This window comes from Sanguibacter sp. 25GB23B1 (assembly GCF_040012415.1).
Classification (GTDB): Bacteria; Actinomycetota; Actinomycetes; order Actinomycetales; family Cellulomonadaceae; genus Sanguibacter.
On sequence record NZ_JBDYKL010000014.1, the window covers coordinates 1 to 18,045 of the forward strand.

Annotated in this window: 15 protein-coding genes and 1 pseudogene; 5 read left to right on the forward strand and 11 right to left on the reverse strand. The window is 70.2% G+C overall.

The annotated features are described in order from the left end of the window. The 4 genes and pseudogenes from ABKW26_RS09645 to ABKW26_RS09660 all read right to left on the reverse strand — a co-directional run. Positions 1-344, reverse strand: a pseudogene (locus ABKW26_RS09645) (glycosyl hydrolase); the annotation flags it as partial. A gap of 155 nt (positions 345-499) precedes the next feature. Further along, positions 500-1,384, reverse strand: a complete 885-nt coding sequence (locus ABKW26_RS09650; RefSeq protein ID WP_348593105.1) for a carbohydrate ABC transporter permease — start codon at positions 1,382-1,384, stop codon at positions 500-502. Beyond that, positions 1,384-2,412, reverse strand: coding sequence for a sugar ABC transporter permease (locus ABKW26_RS09655; protein ID WP_348593107.1), 1,029 nt, complete (start codon positions 2,410-2,412; stop codon positions 1,384-1,386). The genes ABKW26_RS09650 and ABKW26_RS09655 overlap by 1 nt, the downstream gene beginning before the upstream one ends. A gap of 9 nt (positions 2,413-2,421) precedes the next feature. Continuing rightward, entirely contained in the window at positions 2,422-3,705 is a 1,284-nt protein-coding gene (locus ABKW26_RS09660) for an extracellular solute-binding protein (RefSeq protein WP_348593109.1), read from the reverse strand. Between the two features lie 328 nt (positions 3,706-4,033). Here ABKW26_RS09660 and ABKW26_RS09665 point away from each other — a divergent pair, with 328 nt between their 5' ends. Further along, a complete protein-coding gene (locus ABKW26_RS09665; protein WP_348593111.1) occupies positions 4,034-4,909 on the forward strand; it encodes an oxygenase MpaB family protein in 876 nt (291 codons plus the stop codon). A 45-nt stretch (positions 4,910-4,954) separates the two neighbouring features. Here ABKW26_RS09665 and ABKW26_RS09670 read toward each other — a convergent pair whose 3' ends face one another. Next, the gene (locus tag ABKW26_RS09670) at positions 4,955-6,106 is read right to left on the reverse strand and encodes a hypothetical protein (protein WP_348593113.1); all 1,152 of its coding nucleotides are present in this window, start codon (positions 6,104-6,106) and stop codon (positions 4,955-4,957) included. Positions 6,107-6,255: 149 nt separating this feature from the next. On the opposite strand from ABKW26_RS09670, the gene ABKW26_RS09675 reads away from it, so the two are divergent. The 4 genes from ABKW26_RS09675 to ABKW26_RS09690 are packed head-to-tail and all read left to right on the forward strand — an operon-like array spanning position 6,256 to position 11,115. Beyond that, complete coding sequence (locus ABKW26_RS09675) at positions 6,256-7,938, forward strand: phenylacetate--CoA ligase family protein (RefSeq protein ID WP_348593115.1); 1,683 nt, start codon at positions 6,256-6,258, stop codon at positions 7,936-7,938. Further along, positions 7,938-8,843, forward strand: coding sequence for a hypothetical protein (locus tag ABKW26_RS09680; protein ID WP_348593117.1), 906 nt, complete (start codon positions 7,938-7,940; stop codon positions 8,841-8,843). The genes ABKW26_RS09675 and ABKW26_RS09680 overlap by 1 nt, the downstream gene beginning before the upstream one ends. After that, positions 8,840-9,988, forward strand: coding sequence for a hypothetical protein (locus ABKW26_RS09685; RefSeq protein WP_348593119.1), 1,149 nt, complete (start codon positions 8,840-8,842; stop codon positions 9,986-9,988). The genes ABKW26_RS09680 and ABKW26_RS09685 overlap by 4 nt, the downstream gene beginning before the upstream one ends. Beyond that, the gene (locus ABKW26_RS09690) at positions 9,985-11,115 is read left to right on the forward strand and encodes a hypothetical protein (RefSeq protein WP_348593121.1); all 1,131 of its coding nucleotides are present in this window, start codon (positions 9,985-9,987) and stop codon (positions 11,113-11,115) included. Before ABKW26_RS09685 ends, ABKW26_RS09690 begins: the two co-directional genes overlap by 4 nt. Positions 11,116-11,169: 54 nt before the next feature. On the opposite strand, the gene ABKW26_RS09695 is transcribed toward ABKW26_RS09690, so the two are convergent. The 6 genes from ABKW26_RS09695 to ABKW26_RS09720 form a co-directional block, all read right to left on the reverse strand. After that, positions 11,170-11,679: a DinB family protein gene (locus ABKW26_RS09695; RefSeq protein WP_348593123.1), complete on the reverse strand. Its 510-nt coding sequence runs from the start codon at positions 11,677-11,679 to the stop codon at positions 11,170-11,172. Positions 11,680-11,784: 105 nt separating this feature from the next. Continuing rightward, complete coding sequence (locus tag ABKW26_RS09700) at positions 11,785-13,149, reverse strand: Gfo/Idh/MocA family oxidoreductase (RefSeq protein ID WP_348593125.1); 1,365 nt, start codon at positions 13,147-13,149, stop codon at positions 11,785-11,787. Positions 13,150-13,200: 51 nt separating this feature from the next. Next, positions 13,201-14,562 (reverse strand): Gfo/Idh/MocA family oxidoreductase, encoded by a 1,362-nt coding sequence (locus tag ABKW26_RS09705; RefSeq protein WP_348593127.1) that lies wholly within the window; start codon positions 14,560-14,562, stop codon positions 13,201-13,203. Positions 14,563-14,659: 97 nt separating this feature from the next. After that, a complete protein-coding gene (locus ABKW26_RS09710; protein WP_348593129.1) occupies positions 14,660-16,042 on the reverse strand; it encodes an ABC transporter substrate-binding protein in 1,383 nt (460 codons plus the stop codon). A gap of 55 nt (positions 16,043-16,097) precedes the next feature. Further along, positions 16,098-16,991, reverse strand: a complete 894-nt coding sequence (locus ABKW26_RS09715; protein WP_348593132.1) for a carbohydrate ABC transporter permease — start codon at positions 16,989-16,991, stop codon at positions 16,098-16,100. Positions 16,992-17,016: 25 nt separating this feature from the next. Further along, entirely contained in the window at positions 17,017-17,976 is a 960-nt protein-coding gene (locus ABKW26_RS09720; RefSeq protein WP_348593134.1) for a sugar ABC transporter permease, read from the reverse strand. Between the last annotated feature and the right edge of the window lie 69 nt (positions 17,977-18,045).

Consider the following 18,045-nt stretch of genomic DNA (forward strand, 5'->3'; position numbering starts at 1 on the left):
CCCCCCCCCCCCCCCCCCCCCAGGCCCGTGAGGCACTCCTCGTGGACGAGAGCCGGGATGCCGAGGCGCGTCTCGCGCTTGAGGCGACGCTGCTCGGCCCACAGCCACCCAGCACGCTCGACCGGGTCGACCGGACGGGTCCCGTAGACGCGCGTGTAGTGACCGATGCCGTGCTTCGTCACGGAACCGAGCGTGCCGGCGTCCTTCTGGCCGGCAGCCATCTCGGACTGCATCGGCGCGACGGTGCCGTTCTGGTCGAGCCAGTAGCCCACCACCTGGGCGAGCTTCTCCTCGAGCGTCATCTGCGCGTGGAGCGCACGCACACGCTCGGACACCTCTGGCATGGCGGGGGCGAGGTCGGACACGGGGCACTTCTCCTTGGACGTGGGACGAGAGGACCGGTGGCGGGCTGCGCTCGCGCGCCCGGGACCGGGGCGGCACGCGCACGGCGCGCCTGAGGGGTGGTGCCCGGTGGCAGGAAGCCACCGGGCACCCGGGCTCAGCCCTTGACGGCGCCGGTGAGACCGCCGACGATCCGTCGCTCGAAGAGCGAGAAGAAGACCAGCGCGGGGATCATCGACAGCGAGGTGAAGGCAAGGACCGCCGCGGTGTCGACCGAGTACTGCGAGGCGAACGACTGGACCCCGAGCGGCACGGTGTACATGTCCGCGTCGTTGAGGATGAACAGGGGCAGCATGTAGCTGTTCCAGCTCGCGACGAACGCCAGGATGCCGACGGTGACGACGCCGGGCAGGGACAGCGGGACGACCATGCGGAAGAAGAACCCGAGCCTGCTCGCCCCGTCGATCGACGCGGCCTCCTCGAGCTCCTTCGGGATGGCCCGGAGGAACGGCACGAGGATGATGACCGTCGTCGGCAGCGAGAACGCGATCTGCGGCAGGATGATGCCCCAGTGGGTGTTCATCAGGCCAAGCTCACGGATGAGGATGTACAGCGGCGTGATCGCCACGGTCATGGGGAACATCAGCCCGGCGGCGAACAGCGAGTACATCGCTCCGCTGGCGCTGAAGTTGTACCGTGCCACGACATAGCTCGCCATGACGCCCAGGGTGACGACGCCGATGGTCGTGATGATCCCGACGAAGGCCGAGTTGCCCATCTGCTGCCAGAAGGTCGAGTTCGCCAGCACGTCCGCGTAGTTACCCAGCTCCCACGGGTTCGGCAACCCTGACGGGTCGACGATGATCTGGGAGTTCGAGCGGAACCCGCCCAGGACGATGAAGAGCACGGGCGCGATGCAGATGCCGACGAACACGTAGGCCACGAGGTAGGTGTACCAGCGGGCGTTGCTCAGCCCCGAGTTCTTCTTCGTGAGCTTGACGGGCGCCTTGGTGGGCGGAGGAGAGACCGCGATCGCTGCCATCACTTCTTCCCTTCAGTGAGTGCGCCGGCCATGTCACGACGGAGGACGAAGCGCTGGTAGACGAGCGCGATGACGAGCGAGATGAGGAACAGCACGACCGCGACGGCGTTGCCGAAGCCGTAGTTCCCCGACATGCGACCTTCCGCCACCATGTAGATGGCCATCGTCGACGTCCCGGCGGTGGCCGAGACGTACTGGCCCCAGATGATGAAGACGAGGTCGAACAGCTGGAGCGAGCCGATGATGGACAGGAACGCCCAGATCCGGATCGTCGGGCCGAGCAGCGGGAGCGTGATGCTCTTCTGCATCTCCCAGTAGGACGCGCCGTCGATGGCCGCGGCCTCGAACAGCTCCTCGGGGATGCTCTGCAGTCCGGCGAGGAAGAGGATCACGGCGAAGCCGATGTACTTCCACGAGATGATGAGCATGAGCGACCAGATGGCCACGTCAGGGTTGGACAGCCACTCGACCGTGCTGTCCGCCAGGCCCATCTTGATGAGCAGGTCGTTGACCGCGCCGGTCGTCTGGAGCATGAGCCCCCAGCCGGTCCCGACGATCACCTCGGAGATGACGTACGGGACGAAGATGAGGACGCGGATGAGCGAGCGTCCACGCATCTTCTGGTTGATGAGCAGGGCCAGCGCGATGGCCGCCGGTCCCTGGATCACCAGCGACGCGACGATGATGAAGCCGTTGTTGAGGACCGCCTCCTGGAAGGCCGAGTCCTGGAAGATGATGAGGTAGTTGTCGAAGCCGACGAAGTCGGTGGGTGGGCCGTAGCCCTTCCACTTGAAGAAGCCGTAGTAGGCCGCCATCACCACGGGGAAGATGACGAACGCGAGGAACACGATGATGGCGGGCCCCGAGAGCAGTGCGATCTCGAAGTGCTTGCGCCAGTCGATCCTCCTGCGCCGCCGCGGCGCGGTGGCGGGGTCCGGTGCCGTGCCGGCACCGTCCCCCACCACCGGACGACCCCCAGGCGGGATGGTCAGTGATGCTGATGAGTTCTCGCCCGAGGAGTCGCTCATGATTCTCGACTATCCCTTGGCGGCGGCGTCGTTGAGCGCCGTGACGATGTCAGCGGCCTCACCGTCACCGGCGAGCATCTCGACGATCGCTGCGTTGAGCGCGTTGCCGACGTTCTGGCCGAGCGCCGAGTCGAGCCACAGGGACACGTAGGGCGCCTCGTTGTAGGCCTCGAGGACCGACATGAGCGCCGGGTCCTCGACGACCCCCTGTGCCGCGGTGTTGGCGGGGACGGTGTGGTAGGCGGTGGCGTAGCCTTCCTGGTTCTCCTGCGTCATCGCGAAGTTGAGGAAGTCGGCGCACTCCGCCGGCGCGTCCACGAAGCAGGAGAAGCCGTCGACCCCACCCATGAGGGCTGCGGGATCACCCTTGCCGCCCTCGACCTCGGGGAACGGGAACCACTTGAGGTCGGGGACCGGCTGCTTGTCCGGTGTCAGGTCCGCAGCCACACCGATGTTCCAGGCACCCATGAGCTCCATGGCGGCCTGGTAGTTGGCGAGCATGCCCGCCGACGACCCGGCACTGCCCTGGGCGGACGTCGTGAGGAACCCGTCGTTGAAGGGCTCGGTCTCGGCGAAGGCCTGGAGGTCCTCGCCGGCCTTGGTCCAGCACTCGTCCGAGAAGTCGAGGTCGTCAGCAGCCTCGAAGGTCTCCTGCGAGCACTCCCGCAGCGCGAAGAAGTAGTACCAGTGCGCGGCGGGCCACGCGTCCTTGCCGCCGAGCGCGATGGGCTGGATCCCCGCCGCGTCGAGGGAGTCGGTGACCGCGACGAGATCGTCGATCGTGGTCGGTGTCTCGGTGACACCCGCCTGGTCGAACAGGGACTGGGTGTAGTACATGCCACCGGGCAGGATCGCCATCGGCATGCCGTAGACCTTGTCGTCGATCGTGAAGGCGGAGAACGCCGTCTCGGGGACCTCGGCGCTCACCTCGTCCTCGATGAGGTCCGTGAGGTCCATGACCTGTCCGGCCTCGACGACGTCCTTGAGCTTGCCACCGCCGCGCGCCATGAAGATGTCGGGCGCGTCACCCGAGTTGAGCGCGGTCTGGAGCTTTCCGTCCATCTCCTCGTTCTGGATCGACTGGATCTCGATCGTGACACCGGGGTTGGCGGTCTCGAAGGCCGCTGCCGTGTCTTCCCAGTACGCCTTGCCCGGGCCGGTCGTCGAGTTGTGCCAGAAGGTCAGCGTGACGTCGCCGTCGGAGGACCCGCTGTCGTCGCCGCCGCACGCGGTGAGACCCACCGCGCTCAACACCACGGCGGTCGTGACCGCCAAGAGCTTCCTTGTCTTCATGATCTCTGTCCTCATCGTTGAGTTGCCCAGCATGGAGAGGTTCTCCCCCGCGGCACCGAGGAGGAGGCGTCGACGACCCGGCGCGACAGGGGGCTGTCGGGCCGCTCACGCACGCAGCAACGCGGGCGCAGTACTCGTCATCGATGCACTTCTCGTCGTCACCAGGGGGACGCACGGGCAACTCTTGCATTAGTTCAACGGGTTCGTCAATCGTTATCGATAACGTTTTACTATCGAGTGGGACCCTGGCGTAGCAGGGCACTGCGAGCCTCGCACCGGACGCCCGCGGCCGGATGCCGAGACGCTCGACGCACGCGACACTGGAGCGGTGACCGCACCGAGCACGCTCCGCCGACGCCTCAGCGACGGCCTCTTCACGATGGTCGCCGGGCCCGACGGCCCGGCCGCCCGCGAGCGCATCCACACCACCCCGGGCGAGCGCTGGTTCCCCGAAGGCAGCCCCGTCCAGCGCGTCCACGGCGACGCGTCGATGTACGTGGGCGGCATCCGCGCGCTCCTCCTGCAGTCCCTGCACCCGCTCGCGATGGCCGGGGTGGACGACTTCTCCGACTTCCGCACCGACGTGTGGGGGCGCCTCGCACGGACGAGCACCTTCCTCGCCGACACGACCTTCGGGACGGCCGAGCACGCCGAGCGCGCGGTCCGGATCGTCCGCGCCGTCCACAAGCGCATCGTGGGCACCGCACCCGACGGACGCCCGTACGCGGCGAGCGACCCGCACCTGCTCACATGGGTGCACGTCGCCGAGGTCGACAGCTTCCTCACCGCCCACCAGGCCTTCGGCGCCCACCCGCTCACAGACGCCGAGTGCGACACCTACGTCGAGCAGGCGTCGCTCGTCGCGACGAAGCTCGGGGCGCAGGACGTGCCCACGTCGCGCGCCGGGCTGACCGCCACCCTCGAGGCGTTCCGCCCCGAGCTCGAGTCGACGCCCGCCGCGCTCGACGTCGCCCGCTTCCTCCTCCGCGACGCACCCCTGCCGTGGGTGGCGAAGCCGCCCTACGCGGTCCTGTGCCGCGGAGCTGTCTCGACGCTGCCGCGCTGGGCTCGCGAGCCCCTGCACCTCAAGGACTCGCCGCGCCTCGACCGGACGCTCGGGCGGGCCGCCGGGCAGGTGAGCACCCGCGCGCTGCGGTGGCTGAGCTCTGCGCAGCCTGCGCCGACGGTCGCACCGCACCTCTGAACCGCGCGCCCGCACGCTGCGCGAGCGCGCGGCTCTGGTGACACGTCAGAAGCTGCGTGCCGCGTCGAACCACGACTGAGCCGTCTCGTCGTCGACCGGGACCGGGCTCGTCGAGACGAGGAGGCGCACCGCCTCCGCGGCGTCCTCACGCTCGGACGTCTCCATGCCCGGGAGCTCCCCGACACCGAAGACGAAGGTCTCGACGGCCGTCCGCACGGTCTCCTCGCTCGTCGCCTTCGCGATCCACGCCGCGGCGCCCTTGAAGAGCCGGGTCGCGTCCTTGGCGGTGGCCTTCGGCCACGCCGCGAAGGGCAGGCCGTACTCCTCGACGAACCAGCGCCGCGCCCGCAGCTGGCTCACGCCCACGTAGTCGGAGAAGTGGTCGTCGCCGAGCCTCTTGATCTCCTTGCGCAGGCGCTTGCCCGCCTGGTCGTCGATGTTCCACGCGATGAAGCTCGTCAGGTCCGGCCAGGTCGTCAGCGGCGGGAGGCCCGTGAGGTCGGGGCAGAACCGGAGGGCGAGGCTCGTCAGCGGGAGGTCCGCGAGCGCGTCGAGGTGCACGAGCGCGCCCTGCAGGGAGAGGCTGCGCAGTCCCGAGAGCTGGAGGAGCGTTCGGCAGTCGAAGGGCGCGCCGAGAGGGTCCACGCGGAGCTCGAGCGTGGTCGCGCTCGCGAGCGCGGGGAGAGGCGGAAGACCACGCGGTTCTTCGCCGGCCACGGCCGGGAGGACGATCCCGACGCCGGGCACGGTGCCGTCGGGGTGGCCGTGGAGCTCGACGCGCGTGAGGTCACCGCTGATGACGAGGTCGCGGCAGGTCGTCGCGGAGGCCATGCGGAGGATGACGTGGTGTCCCTCGGTGCGCACGTGGAGCTGCTGGACCTGCGCGCCGTCGGCGTCGAGGACCGTGTCACGGACGGCGGTGAAGGTGATCCCCTCGACCGGGCGCGACCGCGACCAGTCGAGGACGCTCGTGTCGGCGCCCTCGTAGCGGACGTACCGCGGCCACGGGCTGCCGTCGGCCAGGGTCTGGTCGTCGAGGACGGCCCAGTCGACAGGATCGTCCGGACCGACGACGAGGTCCGGCTTCTCGCGGCCACCGGCGGGGCCTACCGTGAGGCTGCCGACCCCCGGGCGTCGCTGGAGCACGTGGCTGTCGGGGCCGGTGAAGGACAGGCGGACGCTCGTGTCGGTGGTCACGCGCCCACCCTGCCGCACGGAGCACCCGGTGACCAGGCTGGGCGCGCGAAGCCCTCCGGGCACGGCGGTGCGCGTCTTCACCCTGGGGCCGTCTCACCGGGCCGATCTCCCCATGGGCCGTTCGCCGTCGGCGGGGCACACTGGTGCGCGTGACCCAGCCCCCCGCCGCACCGGCCTCGACGCCGACGAGCCCCCTCCCTCCGGACAACCGGCCCAAGAGCGCCCTGCGTCAGGCCGCGCTGCGCCTGGCGACGTCGGTGGTGACGACGATCTTCCGCCTCTACCGGATCCACCCGGCGCTGTGGCGGTTCACCGCGCGCAACTACCACCCGGCGATGGAGCGCTTCGCGCGCCTCAACGCGTGGATGATCTGCCAGCACGCGTACCTCGACGTCCCGGCGTACAAGCACTACATCGAGGAGCCCGGCTTCCGGTTCCGGTGGTGGGACCTCACGAACTACCGGCCGACGTCGAAGTCGGAGTACGTCGACCGCTACCCGGAGGCGGAGAAGTGCTGGCACGGCGTCATCGAGACGGTCGGGACGGTCGTCGACGAGTCGAGCGGGTCGTCGGGCACGCCGTACAACTGGATGCGCTCGAAGCGTGAGCTCAACACGGTGCACAAGAACGTCGCGGGGTACATCACGCTGCTGTTCGGCACGCGCAAGCTCTTCGCGATCAACGCGTTCTCCATGGGCGCATGGGCGACGGGGACGAACACGGGCATCGCGATGTCGAAGATCGCCATGGTGAAGAACACGGGCCCGGACATCGACAAGATCGTCGACACCCTGCGGCACTTCGGCCCCGGCTACACGTACCTCATCAGCGCCTACCCGCCCTTCCTCAAGCACCTGCGCGACCGCCTCGACGCCGAGGGCTTCGACTGGGAGCGCTACGACCTCAACGGGTTCGTCGGCGGCGAGGCCCTCACGGAGGGCCTGCGCGACTACCTCGAGGACCGCTTCGGCCGCATCTACTCCGGCTACGGTGCGTCCGACCTCACCATCGGGATGGCCGGCGAGAGCGACCTGTCGGTGTGGCTGCGCCGTGCCCTCGTGTCCAACGAGCGGCTACGCCGCGACGTGCTCGGGGACGACGAGCCGCGCACGCCGATGATCTTCCAGTACAACCCGCTCGAGACCTACCTCGAGACCACTCCGGACGGTGAGCTGCTCGTCACGCTCAACTCCTCCGACATCATGAGCCCCAAGCTCCGGTACAACATCGGCGACGAGGCGACGATCATCACGTTCCCCGAGATGCGCGCGGCCGTCCTGCGGGAGGCGGGCGGCGAGGGGTCCCGGCTGGCCTTCGCGTTCGAGCGCGTCTTCGCCGCCCAGCGGATGAAGCTCCCCTTCGTGCTGCTCTTCGGCCGCAAGGACTCGACGATCTCCTACATGGGCGCGAACATCTACCCGCTCGACGTGGAGAACGGCCTCTACCTCGACAACCCGCACGCCGCCGCGATCGAGTCGTTCAAGCTCTCGCTCGTCGAGGTCGGCGAGCACGAGCAGCGCCCGGTCATCCACCTCCAGCTCCGCGACGGTGTGGCGCTCGACGGCGACGCCCGCGCCGAGCTTGCCCGCTGCTCCGCGGCCGGCGTGCTCACGCACCTGGCGACGGTGTCGCGGGACATCGCGCAGTCGCTCGACGAGGACGAGACGGCCTCCGACGTGCGTATCGAGATCCACGACCACGGCACCGGTCCCTTCGCGGGCGGGTCGAGCAAGATCAAGAACGTCTACCTCGTCGACGAGTCGGACCGCGGCGGCGAACCCGCCGCGGACGGTGACGCGAGCAGCACGACGCCTGCCGTCGCCGGTCGCTGATGCGGACGACCGACTTCTCGCGGGCGCCCGTGCAGGCGCGCGCCGAGGCGATGCTCGTCGTCGAGCGCACCGGTGCCACAGGCGGCTGGGCACGGAGCACCCGGGCCCTCGCCGCACGCGCGGACGGTTTCGTCTGGGCGACCGGGTATCGCCTCCGGCGCCCCGAGCGAGCCCGTGGGGTCATCGTCTACGTCGCTGACGAGCGGGCGGCGCAGCAGCTCGCCGACGCGCTGCGCTCCGCGACCCCGACCCCGCACGTCCGGGTCCTCACGGCCGAGACGGCCGGCTACTCGAACGGCGTGTGGCGGGCCGAGGGACCGCAGATGGCGCACATCGAGCGCTTCACCCCCGTGGAGCGCGAGGTCGAGCGCGGGATCGAGCCTCCGCTCGTCGCGGGCGGTCGGGCCGCCCAGGACCGTCCTGCAGGCCGGACCGGGAGCGGGCCGACCAGGCGCTCGCTCCGCTCCGTCGCGGCCTCGACAACCGGAGCCCTCCGCCGCGCGCGCCGGCGCGCGCCTCGCGCGCCGGCCTCCCCCGTCGAGGGCCGTGCGATGTTCATCGGCGCGACCCGGTACCGCGGTCTGCACTCGTGGATCGTCCTGTCCCGGGAGTGGTACCCGATGGTGGCGAAGATGCGACGACTGCCCGGCTACGTGTGGCACACCGTCTACTGGGAGGCACCCTTCACGCTCGGGACCCTCGCGTTCTTCGCGACGCGCGACGACCTCCTCGTCTTCGCCCGTCTGCCCGAGCACCGCCGGCTCATGCAGTGGATCACGCGCGGCACCACCCACGGCACCGGCGGCTACATCCGCCTGCACGTCTCTGCCGCCGGGGCAGACGGGGCCGACGGGGCCAGCACGGCGGCCGACAAGGCCGTCGAGGACGTCGAGGACGAGGGATGAGGGTCGAGCGCGTGACGACGCGCGCCGCCCTGCGCGAGTTCGTCGGCCTGCCGGCCCGTCTCCACCCCGCCGACCTCGCGGTGCCGCTGCTCGCGTCGACGATCGAGTCGTGGTGGCGCGGCACGAGCCCCCATCCCGAGCCGATCGAGCTCCTGCTCGTCCGTGACGACGCGGGCACGGTCGTCGGTCGCTCGACGGTCCACACCGACGCCCGGCTCGACGAGAGGCTCGGCACGCGGTCGCTGCTCTTCGGCGCGACCGAGCTCGCCGACGAGGCCGCTGCGCTCGCGCTCGTCGCCGAGCTCGACGTGCGCGCGCGGGCGCACGGCGCGCGGCAGCTCTTCGGTCCTGTCTCGCTCCTGCCGAACCAGGCCGGCGGAGTCATCACGTCGGGTTTCGACGAGCGCGGCTTCGTCGACTCGGCGTGGAACCCGCCGCGCTACCCGTCCATGTACGAGGCCCTCGGCTTCGAGCGCTGGGGAGAGTCCGACACGTGGGTGGTGGACGTGCCCGCGGGCGCGGACGAGAGCGCCCGGCCGACAACCGAGGAGTGGGCGGCCGCCGGCCTGACGCTCGAGCACGGCCGCCGACGTGACGTGGGCCGTCTCGTGCCCGAGCTGCTCGGGCTCCTCAACGCGTCGTTCGAGCAGCTGCCGTACTACACGCAGATCACCCCGGCGGAGATGGCAGCGGCGACGGACGGTCTGTCCTTCCTGCTCGACGAGAAGCTCCTCCTCCTCGCACGCGATGCGACGAGCGGCGAGGCGGTCGCGTTCGTCCTCGTCGTCCCCGACATCACGACGTTCCTCCAGAGCTGTGGCGGCCGGCTCGGCCCTCTGCGCCAGCTCCAGCTGCTCGCGACGCGAGGGCGCTACCGCGAGGATGCCGTCCTCATCATCCAGGGCACCGCGCCGGACCGGCAGGGTCGCGGCATCCTCACGCTGCTGAGCCGCGAGCTGCACGCGAACCTCGCCGCGGGCGGCTACCGTCGGCTCCGCAGCACGTACGTCGGCCGCGAGAACCTGGGCTCCGCCCGGCAGTTCGCGCGCGTCGGCGGCCGTCCCCTCCACGGGTACACGTTCTACCGACGAGACGTCCCGACCGCCGCCCACCCGCCAGCTCCCCCGATGCGAGGAACACCGTGACCGACCCGACCGCACCGCTCGACGACCGTCTCGCCGCCTACGTCCGCGCTGCCGGCCGCTCGCCGTCGGCGCACAACACGCAGCCGTGGTCCCCGCGCGTGGTCGACGGGACCGTCGAGGTCGCGGTGGTGCCGGGCCGCACCCTCCCGGCCGGCGACCCGACCTTCCGCGACCTGCTGCTCGGCCTCGGCGCCTGGGTCGAGAGCGTCGCGGTCTCGGTAGCGCAGGACGGCGGCAGCATCCGCGTCGAGCCGCTGCCCGCGCTCTCCCGGCTCGAGGCGATGCCGGTGAGCGGTCCGGCCGACCCGGAGCAGCCCGTGGTGCGGCTGCACCTCGTGGAGGAACCGGCCTCGACCCTGTTCACCCCGGCCGACGTCCGTGACCGCCGCGTCTTCCGCGGACCGCTGCTGCCGGCCGCCGACATCTGGTCGACCGCGCCACCGCTGCCTGCCTCGCTCCGGCTCCTCGAGCTCGACGCTCCCGCGATGCGGCACCTCACCCGCCTCGGCCTCGCCTTCACGGCGTCACGCCCGGCGGTCGCGGCCGAGCTCGTGCAGTGGGTGCGGCTGAGCCCGGAGCACCCGCGCTACCGGCTCGACGGGATGACCGACGCGATGCTCGCGCTTCCCGCCCCGCTCGCGCGGCTCGCGGCACCGTTCACCCGGCGCCCGCGCCTGCACGACGCCGCCCTGGCCGTCGGTGGCATCCTCGGTCGGACGATGGAAGGCCTCGGCCGGGACCGTCCGCTGCCGCGCCGCGAGGACCCGCCTGTGGGCGACCGCGTCCGCCACCTCGTCCTCGTCGCCAGCCCCCGCGCGGGCACAGGTCACGACCCTCAGGGGACCGGAGCCCGGACGAGCGCCACGGAGGCGGCCGACAGCCGGATCGGTGTGAGCGAGCTCGCGGCGCTCGAGGCGGGCCGCAGCCTCCAGCGCCTGTGGCTGCACGCGCACACGCGGGGCATCGTGGTGTCCCCGCACTCGGAGATCATCGACTCGCCGCTGGCGCACGGCGCGCTGCGCCGACGCCTCGGCCTGCGCCGCTCGGAGGTGGCGCTGGCCGTCTTCAGCGCTGGTCGAGCGAGCGCCACCGTCCCGCGCTCGCCGCGGCTCACCGACGGCGGCTGAGCCGGTCAGCAACCGCAGCCGGCAGACAGCACGGCGCGGAGGGACCGGGCGCGACTATCCGTGCTCGATCATCCCGCGCACGAACGCGGCCTGGCCGACGTGCTCGAGGTCGTCCGCGAGGATGCTCAGCACGCGCACGCCGACGGTCACGGGCGGGTCGTAGGACACGTCGATGACGCGTACGAGGTCGGGCTCGTCGAGACCGGCGAGGATCTCCTTGGTGCGCGCGGCGGTCGCCTCCTGGTAGCCGACGAGCTGCTCGGCGGTCAGTCCGCGCACGGACGCCACCTGCTCCGGGGTGTGCCCGTAGCCCGTGTCCGACGGGTCGAGGGAGAGACCGAAGCGCTCGGCCCACCCGCCGGTGATCCACACCTCGGGTGTGCCGGCGAGGTCGGCCATCTGGGCGTCCTGGACGCGGGACGCGTGCCACAGGAGCCAGGCGATCGAGTTCGCGTCCTCGGCCGGGCGGGTCTCGAGCTGCTCGACGCTGAGCGACCCGGCGACCTCGCGGACTCCCTCGCGGACGCGGTCGAAACCGTCGGACAGGATGTCGAGAGCAGGCACAGGTCTTCCTCCAGGAGGGTGGTCTCAGTTCCGGTCGCGGTCGTCGCGCACCGACTCCAGGCTCGCACAGCAGGCCCGTGGTGCAAACCGGTGCACCGCTGACCGTCAGCGCAGGCGGAGCCCCAGCCCCGCGACGGTCTCGGCCGCCCCCGTCTCCAGCGACAGGTTCGCGGCGATGCCGACCGCGAGCGAGCGGAAGCCGTCGACATACCCGGCGCGCAGACCGAGCGGGTCGTCGTCGGCCCCGCGGAACACGTGGCCGAGGAGCTTCGCGTCCCCGCCGCCGTGTCCGCCCGCTCCCTCGACGATGGGCACCTCGCGGGCCTCCTCCCAGTGCTTCTGCACGACGAGCCGGTTCCCCCGGGTGCGGACCGCACCGGGCGCGTCGGTGGCCGGACCGCGGGACACGGAGCCCTTGTCGACGACCGCGCTCGCGTCGAGCACGTCGTCCTGGCCCGGGAACGGCGGCACGCAGGTGCGCTCGACGACCGTGAGCTCCGCCCGCCCGGCCGTACCGTTGACGGCGACCGTGTAGCCCTCCCACGGGCTGTGCGCGTTGAGCGAGTACGTCATCGTCGCGCCGCGCTCGTAGTCGACGAGCACCGCGAGATTGTCCTCGATCGTGATGGGGCCGGTGAAGACGTCGAGGTCGCGCAGGTAGCCGTCGTGGTCCTCCGCGAGCAGGTAGAGGTCGCGCAGGCGGGCGTCGTCGCGCAGGTCGAGCGCGAACGGGTCCGTCGCGGAGTGGGCACCGGTCCCCCGCCCCTGGCGTGCGCCGAGACCACGCGCACCGGCGTTGGCCGGCCCGTAGAAGCGCAGTCCGCCGCTCGCGAAGACGCGCTCGGGGACGTCGTCGAGCCACCAGCTCACGAGGTCGAAGTGGTGCGACGACTTGTGGACCAGGAGCCCGCCCGACTGCTCCTTGAGGCGGTGCCACCGCCGGAAGTAGTCCGCGCCGTGCCGGGTGTCGAGCACCCACTCGAAGTGCACGGACGTCACCTCGCCGATCTCGCCGCTGCGCACCACCTCCTTGAGGGCGGTGTTGCGCGGCGAGTACCGGTAGTTGAACGTCACCGTCACGTCGCGGCCGGTCTCGACGCGGGCCTCGTCGATCGCCAGCGCCCCGGCGAGGTCGATCGTCAGCGGCTTCTCGACGACCACGTCGGCACCCGCGCGCATCGCCCGCGTCACGACGTCCGCGTGCGTGAAGTCCGGCGTCGTGACGATGACGACGTCCACGCGCTCGCTGTCGATCATGCGCTCGAGCGCGTCCGGCTCGTACCGGGGCAGAGGCGTCCCCCCGATGTCGAGCTCGGCGCACCGTGCGTCGTAGTACGCCGCACGCACCGGGTTCGGCTCGCACCAGGCCACGAGCTCGGCCACGTCCGCGTGGTCGCCCGCGATGGCCTCCACGTACATCTCGGCGCGGTTGCCGAGCCCTGCGATCGCATACCTGCGGCGGTGCGTCATGTCCTGGTCCCTGGAGGTCGGAGAGAGTTCTCGATGGTCTGGTGCAGCGGCTCAGAGCAGGTCGAGCCCGAGGTCGTCGATGCGCACGGGCAGGCCGATCCGCAGCGACGACGTCGCAGCGATCCCGACGACGACCGAGCGCAGCCCGTCCTTGTAGTTCGCCGGGCGCCCGAGCGGGTCGTCGGAGTTGCCACGGAAGACGTCGGCGAGCATCTGACGGTCTCCACCGCCGTGCGCGCCCTCGCCACCGACGATGGGGATCTCGCGGGAGGACTCCCAGTGCCGCTGGACGAGGATCCTCTGGGTGCGCGGACGCAGCTCGCCCGGGAGGTCGACGTGCCCGGTCTTCGACGCGTCGAGGTCGCGGCGCCCGTCGGGCCGCGGGAGGAGCGACCCGCGCTCGACGACCTCGAGCTCGACCCGCCCTTCCGTCCCGTTGATCCCGACGCGGTAGCCCTCCCACGGGCTGTGCGTGTTGAGCGAGTACGTGAGCGACGCCCCGCGCGTGTAGTCGACGAGGACGGACATGTTGTCCTCGATGGTGATGCCGGGCGCGAACACGTCCTTGTCCCGCAGGTAGCCGTCGTGCTTCTCGGCATCGAGGTACAGAGCCGTGAGGCGGGGGTCGTCCCGGAGGTCGAGGGCGAAGGGGTCGTGGCTCGGCGGCGTCGTCGTCCCACGCTCGGGGCGCTTGCCCAGGCCGCGGGCGCGCGCGTTCTTGTCCCCGTAGAAGCGCAGGCCGCCGCTCGCGAAGACGCGGGACGGGTAGTCGTCGAGCCACCAGTTGACGAGGTCGAAGTGGTGGGAGGAGTTGTGCACGAGGAGCCCGCCGGAGTTCTCGCGGTCGCGGTGCCAGCGCCTGTAGTAGTCGGCACCGTGCATCGTGTCGAGCAACCACTCGAAGTGCACGGACGTCACCTCGCCGATCTCACCCGAGGAGATGACCTCCTTGAGGGCGGAGTTCCGCGCGGCATAGCGGTAGTTGAAGGTGAGGACGAGCGACCGCCCGGTGTCCTCGAGCGCCTCGATGAACCGGCGGCTCCCCGCGAGGTCGGTGGTGAGCGGCTTCTCGATGACGACGTCCGCACCCGCGCGCATCGCGCGGGTGGCGAGCTCCGCATGCGTGTGGTCGGGGCTCGTGACGATGACCGTGTCGACGCTCTGCTCGAGGATCATCCGCTCGATGTCCTCCGGTGCGTACCGCGCGGGCACCTCGGTGTGCCCGGCGCCTCGCACGAGGGCGTCGTAGTAGTCCATCCGGACGGGGTTGGGCTCGCACCAGGCGACGATCCGCCCGACGTCCGCGTGCTCGCCGAGGAGCGCCTCGACGTACATCTGGGCACGGTGCCCTGTTCCGACGACGGCGTACCGCCGCACCGTGACTGCTGAGCCGACTGCTGTCGCAGGAGCCAACGCACTCTTCCTTCTCGTGGGCACTCGGCAGAGTGCGGGTTGCTGCCCGGCTGTGGGGCCCCGGCCGGCGCTGTCGTTCGTCCCTGCAGGGACGGTCCTAGCCGATGGCCGACTCGACCTCCGACATGAACTGCGCGGCGGCCTCGTCCGGCGTGATCTGCTCGAAGAGGACCTGCTCGTTGATGCGCTTGATGATGTTGACGACCTCGCCGGAGCCGACGGGCGGCGTGGCGAGGGAGTCGACGATCACGGGGCCGAGGTCCTCGAGGAACTGCGACGCCTGCTGGTCGACCGGGGTGAAGCTGTCCTGGACGGCCTCCCGGACCTCCGTGTTCGCGGGGAGCCCACGGTCGGAGAGGATGAGCTCGCCCGCCTCGGTGCTGTTGAGGAGGAAGTCGACGAACATCGCGGCCTCGACCGGGTACTCCGTGTCGGCCGAGATCGAGTAGTACATCGACGGCTTGAAGTACATGCCCGTCCGCTCGCCGTCGGCCTCACCCGGGTGACGCAGGAGCTCGAGGTCGTGGCCCGCCGCCGAGGTGAGCGCGCCGAGCTGGTTCGTCCAGAAGAACGAGTGCGCGCCCTGGCCGGTGCCGACGAGGGACATCTCCGGTCCGCCGTTCTCGACCTCGACGCTCTTCGTCGCCGGCGGGGTCGCCCCCGCGGTCTGCAGCTCGAGGGACATCTCCCACCACTCGGCCAGCGTCTCCTCGGAGAAGCCCAGGCTGCCGTCGGCGGTGTAGAGCTCTTCGCCCTTCTGACGGGCGAAGATCGCGAAGCCCGGCTCGTTGAAACCGTAGTCCTGGGCGCCGTAGACCCCGTCGGGCGTGTTCGCCGAGATCGCCGTGGTGACCTCGATGTAGTCGTCCCACGTCCATGTCTCGTCGTCCGGCATCTCGACGCCGGCGGCCTCGTAGATCGCCGGGTCAGCGATGACCGCGTACGCGTTGATGCCGGTCGGCACGCCGTACTGGCCGCCGTCGAAGTTGCCCGCGGCGAGGATCTCCTCGTCGATGGTCGACAGGTCGAGCGCGTCGAGCGCGCTCATGTCCTGCAGGACGCCCTTGCTCGAGTACTCGCGCAGGTACCGCTCCTCCTGCGTGATGACGTCCGGTGCGTCACCGGCGGCGACCGACGTCGAGAGCTTGTCCCAGTAGTCCCCCCAGCTCGTGTAGTCCGCGACGATCGTGATGTTCGGGTTCTCGGCCTCGAAGAGGTCGATGACCTCCTGCGTCAGGGCGTGGCGGGAGTCGGAGCCCCACCAGGAGAAGCGGAGCTCGACGGGGCCCTCGGCCGCGGTGGCCTCGCTCGTCTCCCTGTCGGCGGGCGCGAGACCGCTGTCGCCGCCACCGCACGCGGTGAGGAGGAGGCCGGCTGCGGCCGCCGCGGCGGTCGCCGCGAGCGCCCGTCGGCGCGACGTGCGCGGCGCGCGGCCGGTCCGGGTGGCCGACGCGCTGGGGGTGAGGTGCTGAGACATCATGCTCCTTTGCTTGTGTCTGGGCAGTGCTGGGCGTGCTGGGCGTGTGCTGGTCGAGCTATTTGATCCCTGTGGTCGCGATCCCCTTGACGAGGTACTTCTGACCGAAGAGGAAGACGATGAAGATCGGGATGAGCGAGAGGATCGACATCGCGAACAGGGGTCCCCAGCTCGTCTCTCCGGTCGCGTCGACGAAGGTGCGCAGCGCGACGGGCACGGTGTGCATGTCGGGGCGCGTGAGGAAGATCAGCTGGCTGAAGAAGTCGTTCCACGTCCAGATGAACGTGAAGATCGCCGTGGTTGCGAGGGCCGGGACAGCGAGCGGGAGCATGATCTGGAAGTACGTCCGGATGTGGCCGCAGCCGTCGAGGCGCGCAGCCTCGTCGAGCTCCTTGGGGATGCCGCGGAAGAACTGGACCATGAGGAACACGAAGAACGCGTCGGTCGCGAGGAGCTTGGGCACGATGAGCGGCAGGAACGTGTTGATCCACTGCAGCTCGGAGAAGAGGATGTACTGCGGCACGATGACGACGTGGATCGGCAGCATGATCGTCATGAGCATGATCGCGAAGAGCATCGACCGGCCGCGGAACTTCAGCCGTGCGAACGCGTAGGCGGCCATCGAGCACGAGAGCAGGTTCCCCACGAGGGACCCTGCGACGACGATCGCCGAGTTGAGCATGTAGCGCCCGAACGGGTGGGACAGCGCCGTCCACCCGCCCGTGTAGTTGCTCATGTCGATCGTCTCGGGCAGCAAGGACGGGTCGCGGAAGATGAGCGAGGTCGGCTTGAAGGAGCTCGCGAGCAGCCACAGCAGCGGGTAGAGCATGAGCAGCCCGAAGGTGATGAGCAGGGCGTGCTTGACGAGGCTCTTGACCCGGCGCCGAGCGGGCGACGCCTTGCGGTGGATGCGCCGAGGCGGCGCGGAGTCGTGGGGTCCCGGTGCGGTCACGGGCTTCTCTGTCACTGTCAGCGAGTCAGTCATTGTAGAAAACCCAATACTTCGAGGCGAAGAAGTTCACGGCCGTGAGCCCGGCGATGATGGCGAGGAGGAGCCACGCCATGGCTGACGCGTAGCCCATGTCGAGGTTCGCGAAGCCCTTCTGGTAGAGGTACAGCGTGTAGAAGAGGGTCGAGTCGGCCGGGCCGCCCGTCCCTCCGGACACGATGAAGGCCTGCGTGAAGGACTGGAACGCGTGGATGAACTGCAGGACGAGGTTGAAGAAGATGATGGGCGTGAGCAACGGGATCGTGATGGAGAAGAACCGTCGCACCGTCCCTGCCCCGTCGATCGCTGCGGCCTCGTGGTACATCTCGGGGATCTGGCGCAGGCCGGCGAGGAAGATGACCATCGGCGCGCCGAACGTCCAGACGTTGAGGATGATGAGGGTGCCGAGCGCCGTGTCCGGGTGGGACACCCAGCCCATGCCCTCGATGCCGAAGCGCGCGAGGACCTGGTTGACGAGCCCGTCCGTCCCGAAAACCTGACGCCAGAGGATGGCGACGGCGACCGAGCCGCCGAGGAGCGACGGCAGGTAGTACATGGAGCGGTAGACGGCGAGCCCGCGGACTCCACGATCGAGCACGAGCGCCAGCGCGAGGGCTGCGACCAGCTGCAGCGGGACGGAGACGAACACGTAGCGGAACGTCACGCCGAGAGCGGTGTGGAGCCGCGCGTCGTCGATCATCCGCTCGTAGTTCTCGAGCCCGATCCAGCTGGGAGCCTCGAGGAGGCTGTAGTCCGTGAAGGACAGGTAGAGCGAGGCGAGGATGGGGCCCACCGTGATGAGGAGGAGGCCGACGACCCATGGGCCGAGGAAGAAGATCGCCGCCTTCGCGTCCCTCTTCTCCGACGCGGAGACGGGCCCCCACCGCTTCGGTCGACGGCGCACACCCGGGTCCTTCTGGGGTGGGCGCAGCTCTGCTACTGCGGACATCTGCAATGCCTCGGCAATCTTCGTTGACAGACCGGGGTGCTGGAGAAGCTCTTGGAGAGCGCTCTCCAA